The 22,372-nt window shown below is 64.2% G+C and carries 19 protein-coding genes and 1 tRNA gene; 17 read left to right on the forward strand and 3 right to left on the reverse strand.

Annotation, left to right across the window (positions count from 1 at the left end; genetic code table 11):
- Nucleotides 1-216: 216 nt before the first annotated feature.
- The 7 genes from F9929_RS06355 (at nucleotide 217) to F9929_RS06385 (ending at nucleotide 6,380) form a co-directional block, all read left to right on the forward strand.
- On the forward strand, nucleotides 217-447 hold the full coding sequence (locus F9929_RS06355) for a twin-arginine translocase TatA/TatE family subunit (protein ID WP_152045687.1): 231 nt from the start codon (nucleotides 217-219) through the stop codon (nucleotides 445-447).
- A 162-nt stretch (nucleotides 448-609) separates the two neighbouring features.
- On the forward strand, nucleotides 610-1,095 hold the full coding sequence (tatB, locus tag F9929_RS06360; RefSeq protein WP_152045688.1) for a Sec-independent protein translocase protein TatB: 486 nt from the start codon (nucleotides 610-612) through the stop codon (nucleotides 1,093-1,095).
- Nucleotides 1,095-1,919, forward strand: coding sequence for a twin-arginine translocase subunit TatC (tatC, locus tag F9929_RS06365; RefSeq protein WP_152045689.1), 825 nt, complete (start codon nucleotides 1,095-1,097; stop codon nucleotides 1,917-1,919). Before tatB ends, tatC begins: the two co-directional genes overlap by 1 nt.
- Before the next feature lie 45 nt (nucleotides 1,920-1,964).
- On the forward strand, nucleotides 1,965-3,248 hold the full coding sequence (serS, locus tag F9929_RS06370) for a serine--tRNA ligase (protein WP_152045690.1): 1,284 nt from the start codon (nucleotides 1,965-1,967) through the stop codon (nucleotides 3,246-3,248).
- A 3-nt stretch (nucleotides 3,249-3,251) separates the two neighbouring features.
- Nucleotides 3,252-4,010 (forward strand): 5'/3'-nucleotidase SurE, encoded by a 759-nt coding sequence (gene surE, locus F9929_RS06375; protein WP_152045691.1) that lies wholly within the window; start codon nucleotides 3,252-3,254, stop codon nucleotides 4,008-4,010.
- Between the two features lie 10 nt (nucleotides 4,011-4,020).
- Nucleotides 4,021-4,695 (forward strand): protein-L-isoaspartate(D-aspartate) O-methyltransferase, encoded by a 675-nt coding sequence (locus tag F9929_RS06380; RefSeq protein ID WP_152045692.1) that lies wholly within the window; start codon nucleotides 4,021-4,023, stop codon nucleotides 4,693-4,695.
- A 107-nt stretch (nucleotides 4,696-4,802) separates the two neighbouring features.
- Entirely contained in the window at nucleotides 4,803-6,380 is a 1,578-nt protein-coding gene (locus F9929_RS06385) for a peptidoglycan DD-metalloendopeptidase family protein (RefSeq protein ID WP_235919060.1), read from the forward strand.
- 64 nt (nucleotides 6,381-6,444) lie between these two features.
- Here F9929_RS06385 and F9929_RS06390 read toward each other — a convergent pair whose 3' ends face one another.
- The gene (locus F9929_RS06390; protein ID WP_152045694.1) at nucleotides 6,445-7,311 is read right to left on the reverse strand and encodes an ATP-binding protein; all 867 of its coding nucleotides are present in this window, start codon (nucleotides 7,309-7,311) and stop codon (nucleotides 6,445-6,447) included.
- A 121-nt stretch (nucleotides 7,312-7,432) separates the two neighbouring features.
- Between F9929_RS06390 and yajC the strand changes: the two genes are divergently transcribed.
- The 5 genes from yajC (at nucleotide 7,433) to F9929_RS06415 (ending at nucleotide 13,460) form a co-directional block, all read left to right on the forward strand.
- Nucleotides 7,433-7,780, forward strand: coding sequence for a preprotein translocase subunit YajC (yajC, locus tag F9929_RS06395; RefSeq protein ID WP_152045695.1), 348 nt, complete (start codon nucleotides 7,433-7,435; stop codon nucleotides 7,778-7,780).
- 111 nt (nucleotides 7,781-7,891) lie between these two features.
- Nucleotides 7,892-10,462, forward strand: coding sequence for a protein translocase subunit SecD (secD, locus tag F9929_RS06400; RefSeq protein WP_152045696.1), 2,571 nt, complete (start codon nucleotides 7,892-7,894; stop codon nucleotides 10,460-10,462).
- Nucleotides 10,463-10,466: 4 nt separating this feature from the next.
- Nucleotides 10,467-10,856, forward strand: coding sequence for an Mth938-like domain-containing protein (locus F9929_RS06405; protein WP_152045697.1), 390 nt, complete (start codon nucleotides 10,467-10,469; stop codon nucleotides 10,854-10,856).
- Nucleotides 10,857-10,863: 7 nt separating this feature from the next.
- Nucleotides 10,864-11,700 carry a phytoene/squalene synthase family protein gene (locus F9929_RS06410; protein ID WP_152045698.1) on the forward strand — a complete coding sequence of 279 codons (837 nt, stop codon included), beginning with the start codon at nucleotides 10,864-10,866 and terminating at the stop codon, nucleotides 11,698-11,700.
- On the forward strand, nucleotides 11,697-13,460 hold the full coding sequence (locus F9929_RS06415; RefSeq protein WP_193227626.1) for a DUF4153 domain-containing protein: 1,764 nt from the start codon (nucleotides 11,697-11,699) through the stop codon (nucleotides 13,458-13,460). The genes F9929_RS06410 and F9929_RS06415 overlap by 4 nt, the downstream gene beginning before the upstream one ends.
- Here the strand turns inward: F9929_RS06415 and trmFO are convergent, their stop codons facing one another.
- Both trmFO and F9929_RS06425 read right to left on the reverse strand, forming a co-directional pair.
- A complete protein-coding gene (gene trmFO / locus F9929_RS06420; protein WP_152045700.1) occupies nucleotides 13,461-14,879 on the reverse strand; it encodes a methylenetetrahydrofolate--tRNA-(uracil(54)-C(5))-methyltransferase (FADH(2)-oxidizing) TrmFO in 1,419 nt (472 codons plus the stop codon).
- A 184-nt stretch (nucleotides 14,880-15,063) separates the two neighbouring features.
- Complete coding sequence (locus F9929_RS06425; protein WP_152045701.1) at nucleotides 15,064-15,207, reverse strand: DUF1127 domain-containing protein; 144 nt, start codon at nucleotides 15,205-15,207, stop codon at nucleotides 15,064-15,066.
- Nucleotides 15,208-15,565: 358 nt separating this feature from the next.
- On the opposite strand from F9929_RS06425, the gene F9929_RS06430 reads away from it, so the two are divergent.
- The 5 genes from F9929_RS06430 (at nucleotide 15,566) to lon (ending at nucleotide 22,246) form a co-directional block, all read left to right on the forward strand.
- Nucleotides 15,566-15,649 (forward strand) — tRNA-Leu (locus F9929_RS06430).
- 176 nt (nucleotides 15,650-15,825) lie between these two features.
- Complete coding sequence (gene tig, locus F9929_RS06435) at nucleotides 15,826-17,184, forward strand: trigger factor (protein ID WP_152045702.1); 1,359 nt, start codon at nucleotides 15,826-15,828, stop codon at nucleotides 17,182-17,184.
- Between the two features lie 227 nt (nucleotides 17,185-17,411).
- Complete coding sequence (locus F9929_RS06440; RefSeq protein ID WP_152045703.1) at nucleotides 17,412-18,050, forward strand: ATP-dependent Clp protease proteolytic subunit; 639 nt, start codon at nucleotides 17,412-17,414, stop codon at nucleotides 18,048-18,050.
- A 308-nt stretch (nucleotides 18,051-18,358) separates the two neighbouring features.
- Complete coding sequence (gene clpX / locus F9929_RS06445) at nucleotides 18,359-19,624, forward strand: ATP-dependent Clp protease ATP-binding subunit ClpX (RefSeq protein ID WP_152045704.1); 1,266 nt, start codon at nucleotides 18,359-18,361, stop codon at nucleotides 19,622-19,624.
- Between the two features lie 207 nt (nucleotides 19,625-19,831).
- Nucleotides 19,832-22,246, forward strand: a complete 2,415-nt coding sequence (gene lon, locus F9929_RS06450) for an endopeptidase La (protein WP_152045705.1) — start codon at nucleotides 19,832-19,834, stop codon at nucleotides 22,244-22,246.
- The last annotated feature ends 126 nt before the right edge of the window (nucleotides 22,247-22,372 follow it).

Genomic DNA, 22,372 nt, shown 5'->3' on the forward strand with positions numbered 1-22,372 from the left:
ACGATCATTCCGTAGGGGATGGGGTACGTGACGCGTGGATGTCGTGGCTTTCCTGCCTTCCCGGAGCCGAAACCTCAGGCTAGGTTGATCGAGCACGATCATTCGTGTTTGAACTCGCGACGGATGCCGCTTACGTAACGCCGACCGGCACCATCGCCGCCGAGTCGCTACCGCTCGAAACCGGGCGGCGACTTTCGCGGCAAAGGGAGAAAGACAGTGGGTAGCTTCAGCATCTGGCATTGGCTCATCGTTCTGGCCGTCGTGCTGCTGCTCTTCGGCCGCGGCAAGATCCCCGAGCTGATGGGCGACGTCGCCAAGGGCATCAAGAACTTCAAGAACGGCATGCGCGACGAGGACGAAACGCCCGTAGCGCAGGAGCGCCGGTCGCTCGACCACCGCGAGGAAGAGATCGTCCGCGAGCGTCAGGCCGAAAAGACCACGATCTGATCGCACGTCGATCCGCGTTCGATCGGGCACGGAAGTCGCCGCGCCCGATGCCGGGCGAGATGGCGCCGGTCGCCATGAGGTGCGTTGCCGCCTCGTTTTCGATCGTCGCCGGCAAGGAAAGCCGTTTGCCGCGAGGGCGACGGTTCGTTCGAAAGTCTCTCGATGTTCGAAGTCGGTTGGTCCGAACTCCTGGTGATCGGCGTGGTGCTGATCGTCGTCGTCGGTCCGAAGGACCTGCCGCGCATGTTGCGGACCTTCGGGCGCGTGACCTCGCAGCTTCGCCGCATGGCGGGCGATTTTCGTCGCCAGTTCGACGACGCGTTGCGTGAAGCGGAGATGGACGACGTCAAGGAAACCGTCCGCGATATCGGCCGCATGGACCCGCGCAACAGCGTGCGCGACGCGCTGAACCCGATCCGCGCCGTGGGGGACGAAATCCGCTCATCCCTGCGGGCCGCAACCAAGGCGCCGGAACCGCGCCTGCCCACCGCCGATGCCCCCGCGACGCCTGCCGCACCGCCCCCGGCGGACGTGGAAACGGCATCGCCCGCAGCGGCTGCCCCGGAAGCCGACAAGACATCCGCCGCCCCGAATGCGGCCCCTTCCAAACCGGACCGTGAACTGGCGTCCGACGGAGAACGTGCGTGATGCGTGCCGGTCAGGACAATATAGACGCTTCCTCGGCACCTCTCATCGAGCACCTGATCGAGCTTCGCGGCCGGCTTATCTGGGCGCTCTGCGCCTTTTTTATCGCCTTCATCCTCTGCTACTTCCTGTCTGCGCACATCTTCGACATTCTCGCGCAGCCTTATCTGCGCGCCGCGCGCTGGCGCCACATCGATCTCGGCCCGGCCGGCTTCAACTATACGAGCCCGCTCGGCGCTTTTACGACCTATCTCCAGATCGCCGCCTTCGGGGGCATGTTCCTGTCTTTTCCCGTCGCCGCCACGCAACTCTACAAGTTCGTGGCGCCCGGCCTTTATCGCAACGAGCGCCAAGCCTTCCTGCCCTTTCTGGTCGCTTCGCCGCTCTTGTTCCTGCTCGGCGCGCTTCTTGTTTATTTCGTCGCCATGCCGATGCTGATGTGGTTCTCGCTCGGCTTCGTGCGTGCCGCCGCCAGCCCCGACGAGGTGTCCGTCAACTTCCTGAACGTGATGTCGGAATATCTCTCCACCGTCATGGCGTTGATTCTGGCCTTCGGTCTGGTGTTCCAGATGCCGGTCGTCACCTCCTTGATGGTGCGTGCCGGCATGATCACGACGCAAAGTCTTGTCGGCAAACGCAAATGGGCGATCGTGCTCGCCTTCGTCGTCGCGGCCGTCCTGACCCCGCCCGATCCGACCTCGCAGATCGCCCTTGCGGTCCCCGCTATCCTTCTCTACGAGGTCTCGATCATCACGGCGCGGATGATCGAACGCAAACAAGCCGAACAATCGAGCGACACCGACCCGTCCGGCGAACGATCCGCGTAAGGGCTCGGAACGTCCGCTCTTCGACCGTTCGGGAGCGGAAGAACGATGCTCGATATTAAGTGGATACGCGAAAATCCGGAGAAGCTGGATGAGGCGCTGGTCGCCCGCGGCGCCAGCCCCGTTTCCGCCGAGATCGTGCGCCTCGACGAAGAGCGCCGCGAGCATCTGACGAAGCTTCAGGAGCTTCAGGGCCGGCGCAACGACGCCTCCAAGGAAATCGGCAAGGCCAAGGCCTCGGGGGATGCCGCCCGCGCCGAAGCGGTGATCGCCGAGGTCGCGGAGATCAAAGCGGCCATTCAGGACGGCGAGGAAACCGAGCGCCGCATCGATGCGGCCTTGGAAGACGCGCTCGCCCGCATCCCGAACGTCCCTCTGGAAGACGTTCCCGCCGGATCGGATGAAAGCGGCAATGTGGAAGTCCGCCGCCACAGCGAGCCGCGCGCTTTCGCCTTCGAGGCCAAGGAGCATTTCGAGATCGGCGAGGCGCTCGGCCTCATGGATTTCGAACAGGCCGGCAAGATTTCCGGCTCGCGCTTCACCATCCTGAAGGGCGCTCTGGCCAAGCTCGAACGCGCCCTCGGGCAGTTCATGCTCGACCTTCACACGGAGGAGCACGGCTTTCAGGAGGTCGTCGCGCCGATCCTCGTGAAGGACGAAGCGATGTTCGGCACGAACCAGTTGCCGAAATTCGCCGAGGACGCCTTCCACACGACGGACGGGCGCTGGCTGATTCCGACTTCCGAAGTGTCGCTGACGAATCTCGTGCGCGAAACCATGCTGGACGGCGCCGTTCTGCCACTGCGCTATTCGGCCCTGACACCGTGCTTCCGCTCGGAAGCCGGCTCGGCGGGCCGCGACACGCGCGGCATGCTGCGCCAGCACCAGTTCTACAAGGTCGAGATGGTGTCGATCACGACGCAGGAAGCCTCGGTCGCCGAACACGAGCGCATGACGGCCTGTGCGGAAGAGGTGTTGAAGCGCCTCGGCCTGCCGTTCCGCACCGTGGTTCTGTGTACGGGCGATATGGGCTTCGGCGCGCGCAAGACCTACGACATCGAGGTCTGGTTGCCCGGCCAGAACACCTATCGCGAGATTTCGAGCTGTTCGGTCTGCGGTGACTTCCAGGCCCGCCGCATGGGCGCGCGCTACAAGGTGGCCGGCGAAAAGCAGGCGCGCTTCGTTCATACGCTGAACGGTTCGGGCGTCGCCGTCGGCCGTTGCCTCATCGCGGTTCTGGAGAACTACCAGAACGAAGATGGCAGCGTGACCGTGCCGGAGGCGTTGCGCCCCTATATGGGCGGTCTCACGACGATCGGCAAGGCACCTTAAGCCATGCGCGTCCTCATCACCAACGACGACGGCATCCATGCGGAAGGCCTCGCGGTTCTAGAGCGGATTGCCCGCACCCTGACCGACGACGTGTGGGTGGTCGCGCCGGAAACCGATCAAAGCGGGCTGTCGCATTCGCTGACGCTGTCGCATCCCTTGCGCCTGCGCCGGATGGAGGAGCGACGCTTCGCCCTGACGGGCACGCCGACCGATTGCGTCATCATGGGCGCCAAGCACCTGATGCCGTCGCCACCGGACCTCGTTCTGTCGGGGGTGAATGCCGGGCAGAACATCTGCGACGACGTCACTTATTCGGGAACGGTCGCGGGCGCCATCGAGGGCACGATGCTGGGCTTCCGCTCGATCGCGTTCAGTCAGGCGCACACGCCCAACACAAATCGCGAAGCGATCTGGGAAACGGCGGAGCGCCACGCGCCGGAAATCGTCCAAAAGCTCTTGAAGGCCGATTACCGGCCGGGTGTCTTCTTCAACGTGAACTTCCCGGCGGTGCGCCCGGAAGAAGTTTCGGGCATCGAGGTGACGCGCCAGGGCAAGCTCGAATACAATCTTGGCCTGGAAGAGCGTCGGGACGGGCGCGGCTTTCCCTATTTCTGGCTGAAATTCGGCCGGCAGGTCGGGGCAGAGATGGAGGGCTCCGATATCGGAGCGCTTCTGGCGGGCCGGATCTCGGTGACGCCGATGAAGCTTGATTTCACGGAACATGGCTTGCGAGAAGAGCTGAAGAGCTTCTTCGGCAGGTAGGGCGATCGGCATGGAAGGCTTCGTCGGCGGCTCGGCCGGGATGAGCGAACGCGACCGCGAGGAACTTGCGGCCTTTCTCTTGCGGCTGCGCGGCGCGCGGATCGCGGACCAGCGGCTGCTGCAAGCGGTGGAAGCCGTGCCGCGCCGTCATTTCGTGCGCCCCGGCATCGCCAACCCTTATTCCGACGCGGCCCTGCCGATCGATTGCGGGGAAACCATGCCGGGCGCGTTCGCGGCCGTTTCGATCGTCAGCGACCTGCGCGTCGAGCCGACGAGCCGCATTCTTGAGATCGGCACGGGCAGCGGCTACGTGACGGCGCTTCTGGCCAAGAGCGGTGGGCGCGTGACCTCGCTGGATCGCTACGCGACGCTGTTGTCCAAGGCCGGCGAGCGTATGAAGCTGCTCGGTCTTCCCGGCGTCCAGTTCGTGCAGGAAGACGGCCGCGACGGGTATCGCGACGGCGCGCCTTTCGATCGCATCGTGATCCATGCGGCCTTCGAGACCCTGCCGCGCAGCTTTCTGGAACAGCTCGCGCAGCACGGCCAGATCATCTGCGCCCTGGGTCCGGGGCAGGGCAAGCAGATGCTGGCGCGGCTTCAGAAGGTCGGCAGCCGTCTGGAGCGCGAGGATCTGCGCCCCGTGCGCTACCAGCCCATGGGCCACGGTGTTGCCCGCAAGCTATAGCGGCGGGATGCCTAACGAATTTCATAGAACGCCCTCGCTGAGTTAACTCGCGAGTAACCGTGATGCGGTTGAATGATCTCAACAGCCAGAGGTTCTTGGGGACATTGATGCGTATCGAGGTGCTGAGGTCCGATCGTCTTCGTCTAGTCCGCACGGTCGCGGTCGTGGCGCTGACCGCGCTCGGCGCCGCTTGTAGCGCCGACGTTTCCCGTTTCGACGACGGATTCTATACGGGCGCACTGCCCAACAAGCCCATGCCGCAGGCCGGCATCGGGCGTGGCTCGCAACCCTTCCCGGGAAGCCTTGACGCCACCCGCACCGGCTCGGTCGGCGCGCCGCAGGACCCGCTTTATTCCGGCGCGGCCGCCCAGAGCGTGCCGAGCTATCCGCAGTCGGGAATGCGCGAAGCGTCGATCCAGCGCTCCACGCTCGCCCCGCCGTCCGGTGGTCCCGCCCCCTACACGCCGCCGGCCGCCGCGCCGGTCGAGCAGCCGCGTGTCGCTGAATCCGCGCCCTTGAAGGCCGGCTGGAACAAGACGGGCAACACCGTGACGCTTCGTCAGGGCGAAACGCTGGAAACCCTGTCCAGCCGCTACGGCGTGCCGGTGAAGGCGATCGTCGCCGCCAACGGCCTGTCCAGCGCCGCAGACGCGACGCCGGGCCAAGCGATCGCGATCCCGACCTATTCCTATGGTGGGACTGCCGGCGCGGCGCAAACCGCGAGCGCGGAGGGTGTCCGCACCCTCGGCACGCCGCCGCAGACCCTGCGTGCGCCTTCGCAGCGCATGGCGGCTTCGACGCCCGGCCGCATCGCCGTCGAGCCCGGCGACACGCTCTTCGCCGTCGCCAAGCGCGCCGGTGTCACCGTGGCCGAACTGAAGGCCGCGAACAACATGACGGACGACACCGTTCGTCTCGGGCAGAAGCTGATCCTTCCGGGCGGCGCGTCCGAGCCCCGCCGGGTTGCCTCGCTCGACCCGCGCGAGGGGAGTGAGACCCGCTCCGTGGTGAAGCCCGCCGCCAAGGCCGTGACCGAGACCGCCGCCAAGCAGCAGAGCTTGCAGCCTGTGACGCCGAAGACAGCCGCCGTCGCGGCCGAGAAGCCCGCGCAGCCAGCCCACGCCAAGCCGGTTGCCGAGCCCGCCAAGACGGCTGCCGTCGAGACCAAGCCGACGGCGCCTGCCAAACAAGCGCCGGCCAAGGCGGAACCTGTTGCGCCGGCCGCCGAGGCAGCGCCGGCGACACCCGCCACGACCGTCGAAACCGAGGCCGAGAAGGAAACGGCGGAAAACGCGCCGAAGTCTACCGGCATCGACCAGTTCCGCTGGCCGGTCCAGGGCCGGGTCATCAAGCGCTTCGGCGAAAAGGACGGTACGCGCCGCAGCGACGGCATGAACATCTCCGTGCCGCGCGGCACGCCGGTGAAGGCGGCCGAGAACGGCGTCGTGATCTATGCCGGCGACGGTTTGAAGGAGTTCGGCAACACCGTCCTCGTGCGGCACGACAACGGCCTCGTCACGGTCTACGGCCATGCCGACGACCTGAAGGTGAAACGCGGTGAGCAGGTCAAGCGCGGCCAGGAGATCGCCACCGCCGGCATGTCCGGCGACGCCTCCTCGCCGATGCTGCATTTCGAAGTTCGCAAGAATTCGGCGCCCGTCGATCCCGGCAAGTACCTCCAGTAAGCCTTCGGATCGACGCGTCGATACATCGGTCCGCCGCGCAGCCTCGCGGCGGACCATTCTTTTTTCAGTCCAGCGAGCGCCCCAGCCGGCCGGCGAGGTCCTGTACGAACTGCCACGCGACGCGGCCGGACCGGTTGCCGCGCGTCGTCGACCATTCCAGCGCTTCGCGCCGGACATCCTCGCCTTTGGCATCGATACCGAAGGCCGCAAGATAGGCGTCGATCATCGCGAGATAATCTTCCTGGCCGCAGTTGTGGAAGCCGAGCCACAAGCCGAAGCGGTCGGACAGCGAGACCTTCTCCTCCACCGCTTCGCCGGGATTGATGGCGGTCGCCCGCTCGTTCTCGATCATGTCGCGCGGGAGGAGATGGCGGCGATTCGAAGTCGCGTAGAAAAGAACGTTGCCGGGCCGTCCTTCGACGCCGCCTTCCAGCGCCGCTTTCAGCGACTTGTAAGACGAATCCCCCGTATCGAAGGAAAGGTCGTCGCAAAACAGAACGAAGCGGAAGGGCGCTTCGCGAATCGCTCCCATCAGCGCGGGCAGGTGGGTGATGTCCTCGCGGTGAATCTCGATAAGTTTAAGTGGAAGTGTTCCGGGCGATCGCCGCTCGTTGGCTTCCGCATGGACGGCCTTCACCAGCGACGACTTGCCCATGCCCCGCGCGCCCCAAAGAAGCGCGTTGTTCGCGGCAAGGCCGGCGGCGAAGCGCGCGGTGTTGTCGAGAAGGATGTCGCGCGTGCGGTCGATGCCGCGCAGAAGCCCGATCGGCACGCGGTTGACGGCGCGAACGGGGAGGAGACGCAGCGGCGGCTCGAGCACGAAGCAATCGGCAGCTTCGAAATCCGGCGCGGGAAGGGCAGGGGGCGCAAGGCGCTCCAGAGCCCCTGCGATGCGCTCCAGGACGTTCAAGAGGCTCCCATCGCCTGCCATCGCGTCACTCGTGTTGGGTTGCGCGTTCGGATCGTGTTGCATTGAGGGGGACCGTTCGTATATTTCGCGCAAAGCGTAAAGGGCCGCTTCCCTTGGCCCAAACTTCTTCAGGAGTCACCGGATGTTCGTCACGCCCGCCATGGCGCAAGCGCAGACCGCTGTCGGCGGAGGAGGCGTGAACGAGATCCTGATCTCCATTCTGCCTTTCGTGCTCGTCTTCGCGATCATGTATTTCCTGATCATCCGGCCGCAACGCGCTTCCATGAAGCGTCGCGACGAAATGATCCGCAACATCCGTCGCGGCGACACGGTGGTCACGGGCGGCGGCATCATCGGGCGCGTCACCAAGGTTCTCGAGAACGGCGAACTCGAAGTTCAGATCGCCGAGCAGGTGAAGATCCGCGTGCTGCAAAGCACCGTTTCGGAAGTGCGCGTGAAGGGCGAGCCGCAGGCGGCGAACACGAAATAGCCTTCTTCGAAAGGCCGAACCGTTCCTGATAGGCGCTAAGCTCTGGGACGGAAACGACAATCGAGCGGGTAGGGCGCGACGCCCACCCGCTTTCCGGCATTCAGGGTCGACATGCTTTATTTCTCGCGCTGGAAAACGATCCTGATCTGGGTGACGGTTGTCGCCGGTCTCCTGATCTCGCTCCCGAACCTCCTCAGCCGCTCCCATCTGGACGCTCTGCCAGATTGGTTGCCGAAGCGGTCCATGACCCTCGGGCTCGATCTCCAGGGCGGTTCCTACATCCTCCTTCAGGTCGATCGGCCGTCGCTCGAGAAGGCGCGACTGCAAAGCCTCCTGAGCGATGCCCGCAACGCGTTGCGCGGTGCGCGTGTCGGCTTCTCCAACCTTTCCGAAAGCGGCAACGGCGTCGATATCACGCTGCTCGATCCGGGCCAGACGGACGCCGCGCGAACCGCGCTTCGGCCCCTGAGCGAGGCGATTTCCAGCGGGCTTCTTTCGGGCGGCTCGGTCAGCGAAGTGTCCATCGATGAACCGCAGGCGGGCCGGTTCCGCCTGGGGCTCACCGAGGCGGGTCTGAACCTTCGCACCTCCAACGCCGTCAGCCAGTCGATCGAAGTGGTTCGTCGGCGCGTCGACGAACTCGGCACCACCGAACCGGTGATCCAGCGCCAGGGCAACGACCGCATCATGGTGCAGGTGCCGGGACTTCAGGACCCGCAACGCCTGAAGACGCTCCTGGACAAGACCGCGCAGCTCACCTTCCGTTTGGTGGATACGACCGCTTCTGCGGACGAGGTGGCTCGAGGCGGACGGCCACCGGCCGGAACCCAGCTTTTGATGACGGGCGACACGCCGCCGCGTCCGGTTCTCGTGCAGAACCAGGTCATGGTGTCGGGCGCCAATCTTTCCAACGCGCAGGCCGGCTTCTCGCAGCAGACGAACGAATCGGTGGTCGACATCACCTTCGATTCGCGTGGCGCGCAGCAGTTCGGCGCGGTGACGCAACAGAATGTCGGCCGGCCCTTCGCCATCGTTCTCGACAACGTGGTTCTGTCCGCGCCGACGATCCGCGAGGCGATCATCGGCGGCCGCGCTCAGATTTCGGGCAGCTTCACCACGCAGTCGGCGAACGATCTGGCCGTGCTTCTGCGCGCCGGCGCGCTTCCCGCCACCCTCAACATCATCGAGGAACGGACGGTCGGACCGGGCCTCGGTGCGGACTCGATCAAGGCCGGGCAGATGGCCGCGATCGTCGGCGGCGTCTTCGTCATCGGCTTCATGCTGCTCTGCTACGGTTTCCTCGGCCTCCTCGCGAACATCGCCCTGACGATCAACATCGTGCTGCTCGTGGCGCTTTTGACGCTGCTCGGGGCGACGCTGACGCTTCCCGGCATCGCCGGCATCGTGCTCACCATGGGCATGGCGGTGGATTCCAACGTCCTGATCTACGAGCGCATCTACGAGGAGCGGCGCAACGGGCGATCCGTCGTGCAATCGCTCGATGCCGGCTTCTCGAAGGCGATCGGCACCATCATGGATGCCAACGTCACCTCGCTGATCGCGGCCGCCATTCTGTTCTATCTCGGCAGCGGCCCGGTGCGCGGCTTCGCCGTGACGCTGGCGCTCGGCATCGTCACCACCGTCTTCACCGCGACCACGCTGACGCGCTGGCTCGTCGCGATCTGGTTCAAGACCCGCCGTCCGCGCGAAGTGCCTCGCGGCTGGTGGACTCCGATCCCGCACGGCACGCGCATCGGCTTCATGAAGGTGCGCAACTTCGCCTTCACGGCGACCGCGACCGTGTCGATCATCGCGCTTGTCGGCTTCTTTTCCGGCTTCGTGAACTACGGCATCGACTTCACCGGCGGCACGGTCATCGAAGCGCGCGCCAAGAGCGGGCAGGACGATGTCGCAAAGATCCGTGAGGATCTCAGCTCCATCATCGAAGGCGAGATCCAGGTCCAGGAGTTCGGCAGCGAAGGCGACGTCCTGATCCGCTACGGCGTGCAGACGGCCGATGCCGGGCGCCCGCAGGCCAGCGTCGAGGCCGCGCGCACCGCGCTCAGCGCGGAATACGACGTTCAGCGCGTCGAGGTGGTCGGCCCGACCGTTTCGGGTGAACTCGCTTACGCGGCCTTCGCGGGCTTGATCGCGGCGATGATCGGCATCGCGATCTATGTCTGGTTCCGGTTCGAATGGCAGTTCGCCATCGGTGCGCTGGTGGCGACGGCCCACGATGCGATCATGACGCTTGGGCTTTTCGTGGTGACGGGTCTCGAGTTCAACCTGTCCTCGATCGCCGCCGTTCTGACCGTCATCGGCTATTCGCTGAACGATACGGTGGTGGTGTTCGACCGGATGCGCGAGAACTTGCGCAAATACAAGAAGATGCCTGTCGCGGAGGTCATCGACCTTTCGCTGAACGAGACCCTGTCGCGCACCATCCTCACCGCGTCCACCGCGCTTCTCGCGCTTGCCGCCCTGTACTTCTTCGGCGGGGAGGTCATTCGCGGCTTCGTGGCGCCGATGATCGTCGGTGTCGTGGTCGGCATCTATTCCTCCATCTACATCGCCGCCCCGCTCCTGATCTTCTTCAAGCTGCGCGGAGACCAGACGGCGGAAGACGCGGACACCAAGAAGGCTGCGGCTTCCGGCAATTCGCCGACCGTCGGGAAGGCGTGATCCGATGGTGAAGGGGATCGAGATCCGCGAAGCGCATTTTCCGGGGCGCGCGCCGATCGAAGCCTATGGCAACGGCGGTTTTCGCTTCGCCGGAATGTCGCATCGCGGCTCGATTCTCTGCCTGCCTTCCGGGATCTACGGTTGGGACGCGACGGACGAATCGCCCTTCGCCGGAGAGCGTCTTTTGAAAGCCTTCGAGGAAGCCGGGGACTTCAAATTCTTCCTGTTCGGGACGGGGCGCGAACTGCGCCGTCTTCCCAAGCCTTTGGCCGAGCGCTTTAAGAGCCTCGGCGTTTCCTGCGATCCGATGTCGACGGGAGCAGCCGTACGCACATTCAACATCATGGTCGGCGAAGAACGCCCGGTGGCTGCCGCTCTTGTCGCCGTCGATTGAAGCCTCGATGATGCCTGCCTTCGCCGAATGCGAGGCGATCGTTCGGCGCGACGATCCGGACCGGGCCGTGGCCATCGCCTTCGCGCCCGAGGACAAGCGCTCTTTCCTCCACGCGCTCTACGCCTTCGATCTAGAGACCGCGCGCATTCGCGGCATCGTCAGCCAACCGCTGCCCGGCGAAATCCGGCTGCAGTGGTGGCGTGACCGTCTCGACGGCCTGGAATCCGATCCGCTGGAAGCCGGCGGGCAGGGCAGTCCGGTCGCGGAAGCCTTGATCGAAACGATCCGCCGCTGCGCCCTGCCGCTCGACGCGTTTCGCAACCTTCTAGAAGCCTGGATCTTCGATCTCTACGACGATCCGATGCCGTCCCGCGCCGACCTCGAAGCCTATGCGGGCGAGACCGCGTCGGCGGTGGTCATGCTCGCCGCGATGATCCTTGATCGGGACGCCGCGCCGCAAGCTGCCGAGGCGGCGGGCCATGCCGGCGTGGCGCGCGTTTGTGCCGATGCCATGCGACTCATCCGCCATCGGCCCCAGCACGCGCAGATCTTCTTCCCGTCCGATATTCTCGATGCTGTCGGCTGTTCGCGCGACGCGCTTCAATCGGGCGACGAGGCCGCGACGGATCGGGCGCTCGATGCCATGGCGGCCTTCGCCAGCGATCATCTGCAGAAGGCGAAAGCGGCCTTTCCCGGCCTCCCGCGCACCCTGCGGCCTGCCTTCCTGCACTTCACGATGTTGGACGGGCAGCTTGCAAGCCGTGCCGGGCGCACGGTCGAACGGGGCGAATGGCGGAACGATATCGCGCGGCTCTTCCGCTATTGGCGCATGATGCGAGCATGACGGGAAGCCAGCGAGGGTGGTTCGGACGGCTGGCCACGGCGGCCGTGAATGGCATCGGCCGAGCCGTCAGCCGCTTTCCCTTCGCCTCGCTCGCCATTCTATGCTTGTCGGTCGTGGCCAATCTCGACATCGCCGATGCGTCCGGCGCCAGCCACGACCTGCACGAACGGCTGATGCTGTCGGCGCTGGTCGCGGGGGCCGTTTCCCTTACAGTGGAACTCTTCTGCGAGGCCTCTCGGCTCGGCCGTGCGCGCCATGCCGTGGCTGGGGTCATCGGTGTGGCGGCGGGTCTGTTGATGTGGTTCGGCACGGAGCGCTTTCTGTTCGTCGCGCCGGTCACCGCTGCGGCGCTGTTGGCGATACCGCTCGCGCCCCATCTACGCGCTTCAACCTCGGGTCGCTTCTGGATGTTCGCGAGCTGGACCGCGATCGGCTGCTTGCTCGCCTTTCTGTCCGTGTTGCTTTTCTGCGCTGGTGGCACGGCGATCTTCGAGATGATCCGCTATCTGTTCGATTTCGGACTGCCGCAAAGCGCTTACCGCCACATCCTCGTCACCGCGGCCACCCTGATCGGGCCGCTTTTCGCGCTGGGCCGTATCCCGACCGATTTTACGGAAGAGCCCACGATCGAAGGCGCTAACAACCGCCTCGCCGGCGGCTTCGGTGGCCTCCTGAACTGGGTTGCCGCCCCCCTGATCCTGATTTGTGCGGCCGTGCTGCACGTTTATGTCGGCAAGATCCTCGTCACCGGCGAGGTGCCGAAGAACCAGATCGGCTGGATCGTCACCACCTACGCGCTGTTCGTGCTTGTGCTGCGCTTGGCGGGTGAGCCTTTTCTGCGCGGAAGCGGCGCGGCCATCCGATTGTTCGGTCGCTGCTGGGCGGCCATCCTGCCGGTGCCCGTGGCGCTTCTTTGCTATGCGCTTGCCCTTCGGATCGGCGCGGAAGGCGTCACGACGGAGCGCTTTTACCTGGCGCTCGGGGCGCTCGCGGTCGCTCTCGTGCTGGCGGTGCAGATCGTGCCGAAGCTTCGCGGCGATATCCGCTGGATGGCCGCAATCCCCATCGTGCTTCTCGCGCTTTCGTCCTTCGGGCCGCTCGGCACCATGGCAACCGTCGCCCGCAGCCAATTATCCCTGATCGCCGAGCATTTTGCCTCTTCCGGGACTGTCATTTCCGCCGGTTTGACGGTGGAGCGCCAGTTTGAGTTGCGCTCGAGGATTCAAGCCCTTCACGAGGTGGACGCGCTCGGATCACTGTTGCCGCTTCTCGCGCCACCGCAAAGGCAGATGGTGGAAGCCGGTGCGTCGGACACGCAGTTTCTGCGAGTCCTTGAAGCGCTCGGTCTGGAATATGGCGGGCCGGCCTCGACGGTCCTGTCATTCAACGCGAGAACCGGCGGCAGCTTCGCCGTAGGCGGGTTCGACCGCGCCTTTCTTTGGGCTTCCGTCGTGACGCGGACGGCGGGCGAGGCTCGCTTGCCGGAGGACATCGACCTCGATCTCAGCGGCAAAAGCTTGCAGATACGCTATCGCGATATCGCCGACAGCGTCGATCTCGGCGCCTTCGTGTCGGGCATCGTTTCTGCCGACCCCGCGAAAAGGCCGGACGAAACCGTGCCCCCGGTCGAAGACCTCACGACGGTCGGCGGGAGGATCGTCCGGGTTCAGATAAGGCAGCTGACGGTGGACGGCCCGAGCGGTGCGATCAACGACATCACTGCCGACCTCGCCATCCGCGAGGCCGACTGGCGGCGCTGATCATTCCGCCGCGACGGCAGCCGGTTCCGAGACGCCACCGGCCAGCCAAGCGGCGCAATCGGACAGGGCGCGCTGCGACAGAGCATGGCGGCGGTTCACGGTCTTCTCCTTGCCCCGCAACCGCCTGCCTTCGACGCGCGGCGCTTCGATGGGCGGAAACAGGCCGAAATTGACGTTCATCGGTTGAAAGCTCCGCTTGCCGCCTTCCTCTTCCACCGAGATGTGCCCGCCGGTGATGTGGTTGAGGATCGCGCCCATCGCGGTGGTCGCGGGCGGTGGAACGGCTGCCGCTCCCAGTGCCTCGGCCGCGGCGAAACGCCCCGCGAGAAGGCCGATGGCCGCCGATTCCACATAGCCCTCGCAGCCGGTGATCTGGCCGGCGAAGCGGATGTCCGGGCGCGACCGCAGCCGCAGCAGCGGATCGAGCAGACGCGGCGAATCGAGATAGGTGTTGCGGTGAAGGCCGCCGAGCCGCGCGAACTCGGCATTCTCCAACCCCGGAATGGTGCGAAAGATGCGGACCTGTTCGGCATATTTCAGCTTCGTCTGGAAGCCGACCATGTTGTAGAGCGTGCCGAGCGCGTTGTCCTGGCGAAGCTGCACGACGGCGTAGGCCTTGATGTCGGGCTTGTGACGGTTGGTGAGGCCCATCGGCTTCATCGGCCCGTGGCGAAGCGTCTCAGAGCCGCGTTCCGCCATCACCTCGATCGGCAGACAGCCGTCGAAATAGGGCGTCCCCTCCCATTCCTTGAACGCCGTCTTCTCGCCGGCCATCAACGCCGCGATGAATGCCGCGTACTGCTCCTTGTCCATCGGGCAGTTCACGTAGTCCTCGCCGTTGCCGCCCGGACCGACCTTGTCGTAGCGCGACTGGAACCACGCGACATCCATGTCGATCGAATCGAAATGAACGATCGGCGCGATGGCGTCGAAGAAGGCGAGCGCATCGGCGCCGGTTTCCGCTCGGATCGCGTCGGCAAGACCCGGCGCGGTGAGGGGGCCGGTCGCCAGGATCGTCGAGCCCCACTCGGCGGGCGGCAGGCCAAGGACCTCTTCCCGCCTGATCTCGATCAGCGGATGGGCTTCGATCTCACGCGTCACCCGCGCCGAAAAGCCGTCACGATCCACCGCCAGAGCGCCGCCCGCCGGCACCTGATGGGCATCGGCCGCGCGCATGATGAGGGAATTGGCGAGGCGCATTTCGGCATGGAGCACGCCGACCGCGTTGGCCTTAGCGTCGTCGGACCGGAACGAGTTGGAGCAGACGAGTTCGGCGAGATCGTTCGTCTGGTGCGCGTCCGTGCCGCGCACGGGCCGCATCTCGTGGAGGACGACCGGAATGCCCGCTTCGGCGATCTGCCAAGCTGCCTCGGAGCCGGCGAGCCCGCCGCCGACGATATGGATGAGTGAACTATGCATGCACGGACTTTAACACGAAGCCCGAAACGACAACACCCGCCGGGGGAGGAACCGGCGGGTGTCGTTTGAGGGCCTTCGGTCGGGAGGAGATCCGAAGACCAGGACGCCTGTGGTGGGAGGAACCGCAGGCTTTATTCGCTCAGGCCCTGGGAGGAGGGAGGCCTTTCGCGAAACGGTGAAGCACTCAGCCGATGGCGCGGCGAGCGATGGACGGAATGTCGTTGCGGGCGATGCCGAGATCGGCGAGTTCGCGCTGCGACAGGCGGCTCAGCTCGTTGCAGGTTTCGCGGTAACGGCGCCAGTTGCTGTAGGAGCGAACGATGTTCATCTTCGAGTGCTTTCGGTTCGGTTGGAGCCTTCGTCTTTTTCCTCTCGGCTCCGTGGTTTGAAATCTAGTCACCCCCTTCCGTTCTCACCAGAACGGAAAACGCATGGCTGCGATGCGGTTTGTGCATCGCAGCAATAATCGTTTGAAATGCAGGTGGACTAGGGTTTGCTGGAGGAACTCGTGAGGGCATTTCGACCGGGCAGTTAACGGCTGCTTAACCAGTCCATGCCTCTGCGCCGGACGGGTCTTTGGAATACATTTCGCGCGATCGGCCAGGCCAACGCGGCGTTTACTCTTTGCCGTGCCGGGAAGTGATGATATGGAGCCCGCCTTGCAGAGTGCCTGAGGCTCCGCGGATGCGGGTGTGGCGGAACTGGTAGACGCACCAGATTTAGGTTCTGGCGCCGAAAGCGTGGGGGTTCGAGTCCCTCCACCCGCACCATGGGGCCTATGGCGCTGCTTCCGTCGTCCATTCCAGGCGGATGGATTCACGAAGAGTTGCAGAGCACGCCTCGCGCTCGTCCGCCCCTTCAGGAAAGCGGACCGTACGCGCGTAACGAATAAAAAGGGCTGGCGAGCGCTCGAAGCGTCGGCCGGCCATGAGAGGACAGGACGGGAATGCAGGTCAAGGAAACCACGGCCGAAGGGCTGAAGCGCGTGATCGAAGTGGTCGTGCCGGCCACCGATCTCGAAGCGCGGCTGCAGACCCGCCTTCATCAGGCGAAGGATCAGGCCAAGCTCAAGGGCTTCCGGCCGGGCAAGGTGCCGCTGGCGCACCTGCGCAAGACCTACGGCCGCTCCATCATGGCCGAGATCATCAACGAGATCCTGAACGACACGCCGCGCAACGTCATCGCCGAGCGCAACGAGCGTTCCGCCATGCGCCCCGAAATCGAGATGAGCGAAGACCAGGCCGAGGCCGAAAAGGTCCTCAACGGCAAGGAAGACTTCCGCTTCACCATCTCCTACGAGATGCTGCCCGCCTTCGACCTCAAGGACACGTCCTCGATCAAGGTCGAGCGTCCGGTGGTGGAGATCGCCGACGAGGAAGTCGAGGAGCAGGTCAAGCGCATCGCCGAGAACGCGCGCTCCTTCGAGCCCGTCGAGGAGGAAGCCAAGGACGGTGACCGCGTCACCATCGATTTCGTTGGCAAGATCGACGAAGAGGCCTTCGACGGCGGCACGGCGGCCGACCAGAATCTGGTGATCGGCTCCAAGACCTTCATTCCGGGCTTCGAGGACCAGCTCGTCGGCGCCAAGGCCGGGGATGAGCGCAAGGTCGAGGTGAGCTTCCCCGAGGACTACGGCGCCGCGCATCTCGCCGGAAAGGCCGCCGTCTTCGACGTCACCGTGAAGTCCGTTGCCCGTCCGGTCGAGGAAGAGCTTAACGACGAAGTCGCCAAGAAGCTCGGCATCGAATCCCTCGATCGGCTCCGCACCGTCGTGCGTGAGCAGATCGAAAGCCAGTACGGCCTCGCTACGCGCCAGAAGGTGAAGCGCCAGCTTCTCGACGCGCTCGACAAGGACTACGATTTCGATCTGCCCGAAAAGCTCGTCCAGGCCGAGTTCGACAACATCTGGAATCAGGTGACGCGCGAACTCGAACAGGCCGGCAAGAGCTTCGAGGACGAGGAAACGACGGAAGAGAAGGCTCGCGAAGAGTATCTCGGTCTTGCCCGTCGCCGCGTTCGCCTCGGGCTGGTTCTGTCCGAAATGGGCGAGAAGGCCGGCGTGCAGATCTCCGAAGAGGAGTTGCAGCGTGCGCTCTTCGAGCAGATCCGCCGCTTCCCCGGCCAGGAGCAGCAGATCTACGAGTTCTACCAGAAGAACCCGGAAGCGCTCGCCAGCCTGCGCGCCCCGATCTACGAGGAAAAGGTCGTCGACTGGCTCCTGACCAAGATCGACGTGACCGACAAGACCGTGTCGAAGGAAGAGCTGATGAAGGAAGAGGAAGAGCCGCTGGCTCTGGCTTCCTGATCGCTTCCTGACCGGAAAAAACGAGGAAGGCCGGCGATGAGCCGGCCTTTTCGTTGGCGGGACGCGGTGGGTCGGACCGGCTGAACACCACGCTAACCAGTTCGCCGCGGCGCCGACATGGCGTCTTGCGAAGCGCAGTCGCCCGGTCCTATCTACGCTCCAGGCTTCGGCCGCCAGATTCTTAACCTCGACGGGTTTCCGTCGCGCCCACCGAAAGCACGATCATCATGACGCATCCGGTCGAAAGAGCCATGAACCTCGTTCCCATGGTCGTCGAGCAGACGAACCGGGGCGAGCGGGCCTATGACATCTTTTCGCGGCTTCTGAAGGAACGCGTGATCTTCATCACCGGTCCGATCGAAGATGGAATGTCGACGCTGGTTTGCGCGCAGCTCCTGTTCCTGGAAGCCGAGAACCCGAAGAAGGAAATCTCGCTTTACATCAACTCGCCGGGCGGCGTGGTGACGAGCGGCATGGCGATCTACGACACCATGCAGTTCATCAAGCCGGCGGTGTCGACGCTTTGCATCGGGCAGGCGGCTTCCATGGGTTCGCTCTTGCTTTGCGCCGGCCATCCGGACATGCGCTTCGCCACGCCCAACGCCCGCATCATGGTGCACCAGCCGTCCGGCGGCTTCTCCGGTCAGGCCTCCGACATCGAGCGTCACGCGCAGGACATCATCAAGCTGAAGCGCCGCTTGAACGAGGTCTACGTCCAGCACACGGGCCAGGATTACGAGACCATCGAACGCACCCTCGACCGCGATCATTTCATGACCGCCGACGAGGCCAAGGAGTTCGGCCTGATCGATAAGGTCTACTCTTCGCGCGAAGCGCTCGAGACCCAGCTTCAGTCCGGAAGCTGATCGAAGACGGCACCGCCCGGCGGCGGGCGGTGCCGATTTGCCACAAGGCAAGGAATTCTCGCTGCAACGCTGCGCGATTCACCACGTTCTTCGGTCCTGTGGTGGGGAATGCAGCCTTTCTTAACCGTCCCCGCCGTCAGGATGGCTCAAGCTTGCCGACGCACCATATTCGCGTCGTATGAGTGTCATGAACGGAGCGTTTCAGTCGCGCCGCCCCGCAGTTGCAATCGGAGCGACGAGGCATAACATAGGCCAGGACAGGCTGTTTTCGCAGCGCAAAACGGTGGTCTGGCCGGAAGGAAAGTCGAATGAGCAAAGTGAGCGGCGACTCCAAGAACACGCTCTATTGTTCTTTCTGCGGAAAGAGCCAGCATGAGGTTCGTAAGCTGATCGCGGGACCGACCGTGTTCATCTGCGACGAATGCGTCGAGCTTTGCATGGATATCATCCGCGAGGAGAACAAGTCCTCGATGGTGAAGTCCCGCGAGGGCGTGCCGACACCTCAGGAAATCATCGCGGTTCTGGACGACTACGTGATCGGGCAGTCCTTCGCCAAGAAGGTGCTCTCCGTCGCCGTCCATAACCACTACAAGCGTCTCGCGCACGCGCAGAAGAACAACGACGTCGAACTGGCGAAGTCGAACATTCTGCTGATGGGCCCGACGGGTTGCGGCAAGACGCTTCTCGCCCAGACCCTGGCGCGCATTCTCGACGTGCCGTTCACCATGGCGGACGCGACCACGCTGACGGAGGCCGGCTATGTCGGCGAGGATGTCGAGAACATCATCCTGAAGCTCCTGCAATCGGCCGACTACAATGTCGAGCGAGCGCAGCGCGGCATCGTTTATATCGACGAGATCGACAAGATCAGCCGCAAGTCCGACAACCCGTCGATCACCCGCGACGTGTCGGGCGAGGGCGTGCAGCAGGCGCTTCTGAAGATCATGGAAGGCACCGTCGCGTCCGTTCCCCCGCAGGGCGGTCGCAAACATCCCCAGCAGGAGTTCCTGCAGGTGGATACGGCCAACATCCTCTTCATCTGCGGCGGCGCGTTTGCCGGGCTCGACAAGATCATCTCGGATCGCGGTCGCAAGACCTCCATCGGCTTTGCGGCCAACGTCTCGTCGCCGGAAGATCGGCGGACGGGGGAACTCTTCCGTAAGGTGGAGCCGGAAGACCTTCTGCGCTTCGGCCTGATTCCGGAATTCGTCGGTCGTTTGCCGGTTCTGGCGACCCTCGAAGATCTGGACGAGCCCGCGCTGGTTCAGATCCTGGTGGAGCCGAAGAACGCGCTGGTGAAGCAGTATCAGCGATTGTTCGAGATGGAGAACGTGGAACTGACCTTCCACGAGAACGCGCTTCGCGCCATCGCTCGCCGCGCCATCGAGCGCAAGACCGGCGCGCGCGGCCTGCGTTCCATCATGGAAGCGATCCTTCTGGATACGATGTTCGATCTGCCGACCCTCGAAGGGGTGCAGGAGGTGGTGATCTCCGAAGAGGTCATCGAGGGCAAGGCCCGACCTCTCTACATCTACTCCGAACGCAAGGAAGAGAAGGAAAACGTCAGCGCCTGACGGGATCGATGGGGCGGGGAGGCAAGGTCCTCCCCGCCCTTTTTCGTTCAAGCGAGGGCGGCGCGGCTAGTCCATGTGCGAGCCGCTGCTCGCATTGAATAAAGCCGCTACCAGAACCACATAGACGTCAGGCGTTCGCTTCCGAGTGCTCCCGACGAGGCTCGAAGCAAGACGGCCTATCGCGGCCGAGCCGCAGAAAGGACAGTCATGTCGAACAAGTCCAACGAGGGGCAGGCGGGAGCCGTCCTTTATCCGGTTCTCCCGCTTCGGGACATCGTCGTTTTCCCCCACATGATCGTGCCGCTGTTCGTCGGGCGCGAGAAGTCGATCAAGGCGCTCGAAGAGGTGATGGGCGCCGACAAGCAGATTCTGCTCGTCACCCAGCGCAACGCCGCCGACGAAGACCCGTCGCCGGAATCGATGTACGATCTCGGCACCGTCGCCAATGTTCTGCAGCTTCTGAAGCTGCCCGACGGCACCGTGAAGGTGCTGGTCGAAGGCATGAGCCGTGCGCGCATTCAGAGCTTTTCGAGCCGTGGTGAATGGCACGAGGCTTCGGCCGTCGCGGTGCCGGCCGAGGACGAGGACCATGTCGAGCTCGAGGCTCTCGCCCGCTCGGTGGTGTCCGAGTTCGAGAATTACGTGAAGCTCAACAAGAAGATCTCGCCCGAGGTCGTGGGCGCGGCCGGCCAGATCGACGATTATTCCAAGCTCGCCGATACGGTGGCCTCGCATCTCGCGATCAAGATCGGCGAGAAGCAGGAGATGCTGAGCCTCGTCAGCGTTCGTGCCCGTTTGGAGAAGGCTTTGTCCTTCATGGAGGCCGAGATCTCGGTGCTTCAGGTGGAGAAGCGCATCCGCTCGCGCGTCAAGCGCCAGATGGAGAAGACGCAGCGCGAATACTACCTCAACGAGCAGATGAAGGCGATCCAGAAGGAACTCGGCGACGGCGAGGAAGGCCGCGACGAGCTGGCCGAGTTGGAAGAGCGCATCAAGCGCACCAAGCTTTCCAAGGAAGGTCGCGACAAGGCTTCGGCGGAGCTGAAGAAGCTGCGCCAGATGAGCCCAATGTCGGCCGAGGCGACGGTTGTGCGCAACTACCTCGACTGGCTGCTCGGTCTGCCTTGGGGCCAGCGTTCCAAGATCAAGGTCGATCTGAAGCTCGCCGAGCAGATCCTCGACGAGGAGCATTACGGCCTCGACAAGGTCAAGGAGCGGATCGTCGAGTATCTCGCGGTGCAAAGCCGTCAGGCGAAGATCAAGGGTCCGATCCTGTGCCTCGTCGGTCCTCCCGGCGTCGGCAAGACCTCGCTTGCCAAGTCCATCGCTCGCGCGACGGGACGCGAATATGTTCGCGTCGCGCTCGGCGGCGTGCGTGACGAAGCCGAGATCCGCGGCCATCGCCGGACCTATATCGGCTCCATGCCCGGTAAGATCATCCAGTCGATGAAGAAGGCGAAGAAGGCGAACCCGCTCTTCCTGCTCGACGAGATCGACAAGATGGGCCAGGACTTCCGGGGCGATCCGTCCTCCGCGCTTCTGGAGGTGCTCGATCCGGAACAGAACTCTACCTTCATGGACCACTACCTGGAGGTTGAGTACGACCTGTCGCCGACGATGTTCGTCACAACGGCCAACACCCTGAACATTCCGGGTCCTCTTCTCGACCGCATGGAAGTGATCCGCATTGCGGGTTACACCGAGGACGAGAAGGTCGAGATTGCGCGTCGGCACCTCCTGCCGAAGGCAATTCGCGACCATGCCCTGAAAGCCGAGGAGTTTTCGGTTCAAACCGAAGCCCTGCGCGAGATCGCCCGCCGTTATACGCGGGAAGCCGGCGTGCGCAGCTTCGAGCGTGAGCTGATGACCCTGGCGCGCAAGGCCGTTACCAAGATCCTCAAGGGCGAGACCGAAGCGGTCGAAGTCACGGCGGAGAATCTCGCCGATTACCTTGGCGTGCCGCGCTATCGCTACGGCGAGGTCGAGGCCGACGATCAGGTCGGCGTGGTGACGGGTCTGGCCTGGACGGAAGTCGGCGGCGAGTTGCTGACGATCGAAGGCGTCATGATGCCCGGCAAGGGCAAGATGACGGTGACCGGCAACCTGAAGGAAGTGATGAAGGAGTCGATCTCGGCCGCGGCCTCTTATGTGCGCAGCCGCGCCATCGACTTCGGCATCAAGCCGCCGCTCTTCGACAAGCGCGACATCCACGTGCACGTGCCGGAAGGCGCGACGCCGAAGGATGGTCCGTCAGCCGGCACTGCCATGGCGACCGCGATCGTGTCGGTGATGACCGGCATCCCCGTCCGGCGCGACATCGCCATGACCGGCGAGATCACGCTGCGGGGCAGGGTGCTGCCGATCGGTGGGTTGAAGGAGAAGTTGCTCGCAGCTTTGCGCGGGGGGATCAAGACCGTCCTCATCCCCGAGGACAATGCCAAGGACTTGGTCGACATCCCGGACAATGTGAAGAACAACCTCGAGATCATCCCGGTCGCGCGGATGGGCGAGGTGCTCAAGCACGCCCTCGTTCGCCTGCCCGAGCCCACCGAATGGTCCGAGGATGAGGCCTTGATCGGCGCAGCGAAAACGGACGATGGGGCGACCGCTGTCGCTCACTGAACTTGGACAAGTTGTGGAGAAACTGGATGCCGCCCCGGAAAGGGCGGCATTTTTCGTTGCAAACCCGCTTTTTCCGGGCTTTTCGCGACCACTCACACTTGCGTCATTCGGGCGAGTCGCACATTT

Origin of the sequence: Aureimonas psammosilenae, assembly GCF_009176975.1 — a bacterium.
Taxonomy (GTDB): Bacteria; Pseudomonadota; Alphaproteobacteria; order Rhizobiales; family Rhizobiaceae; genus Plantimonas; species Plantimonas psammosilenae.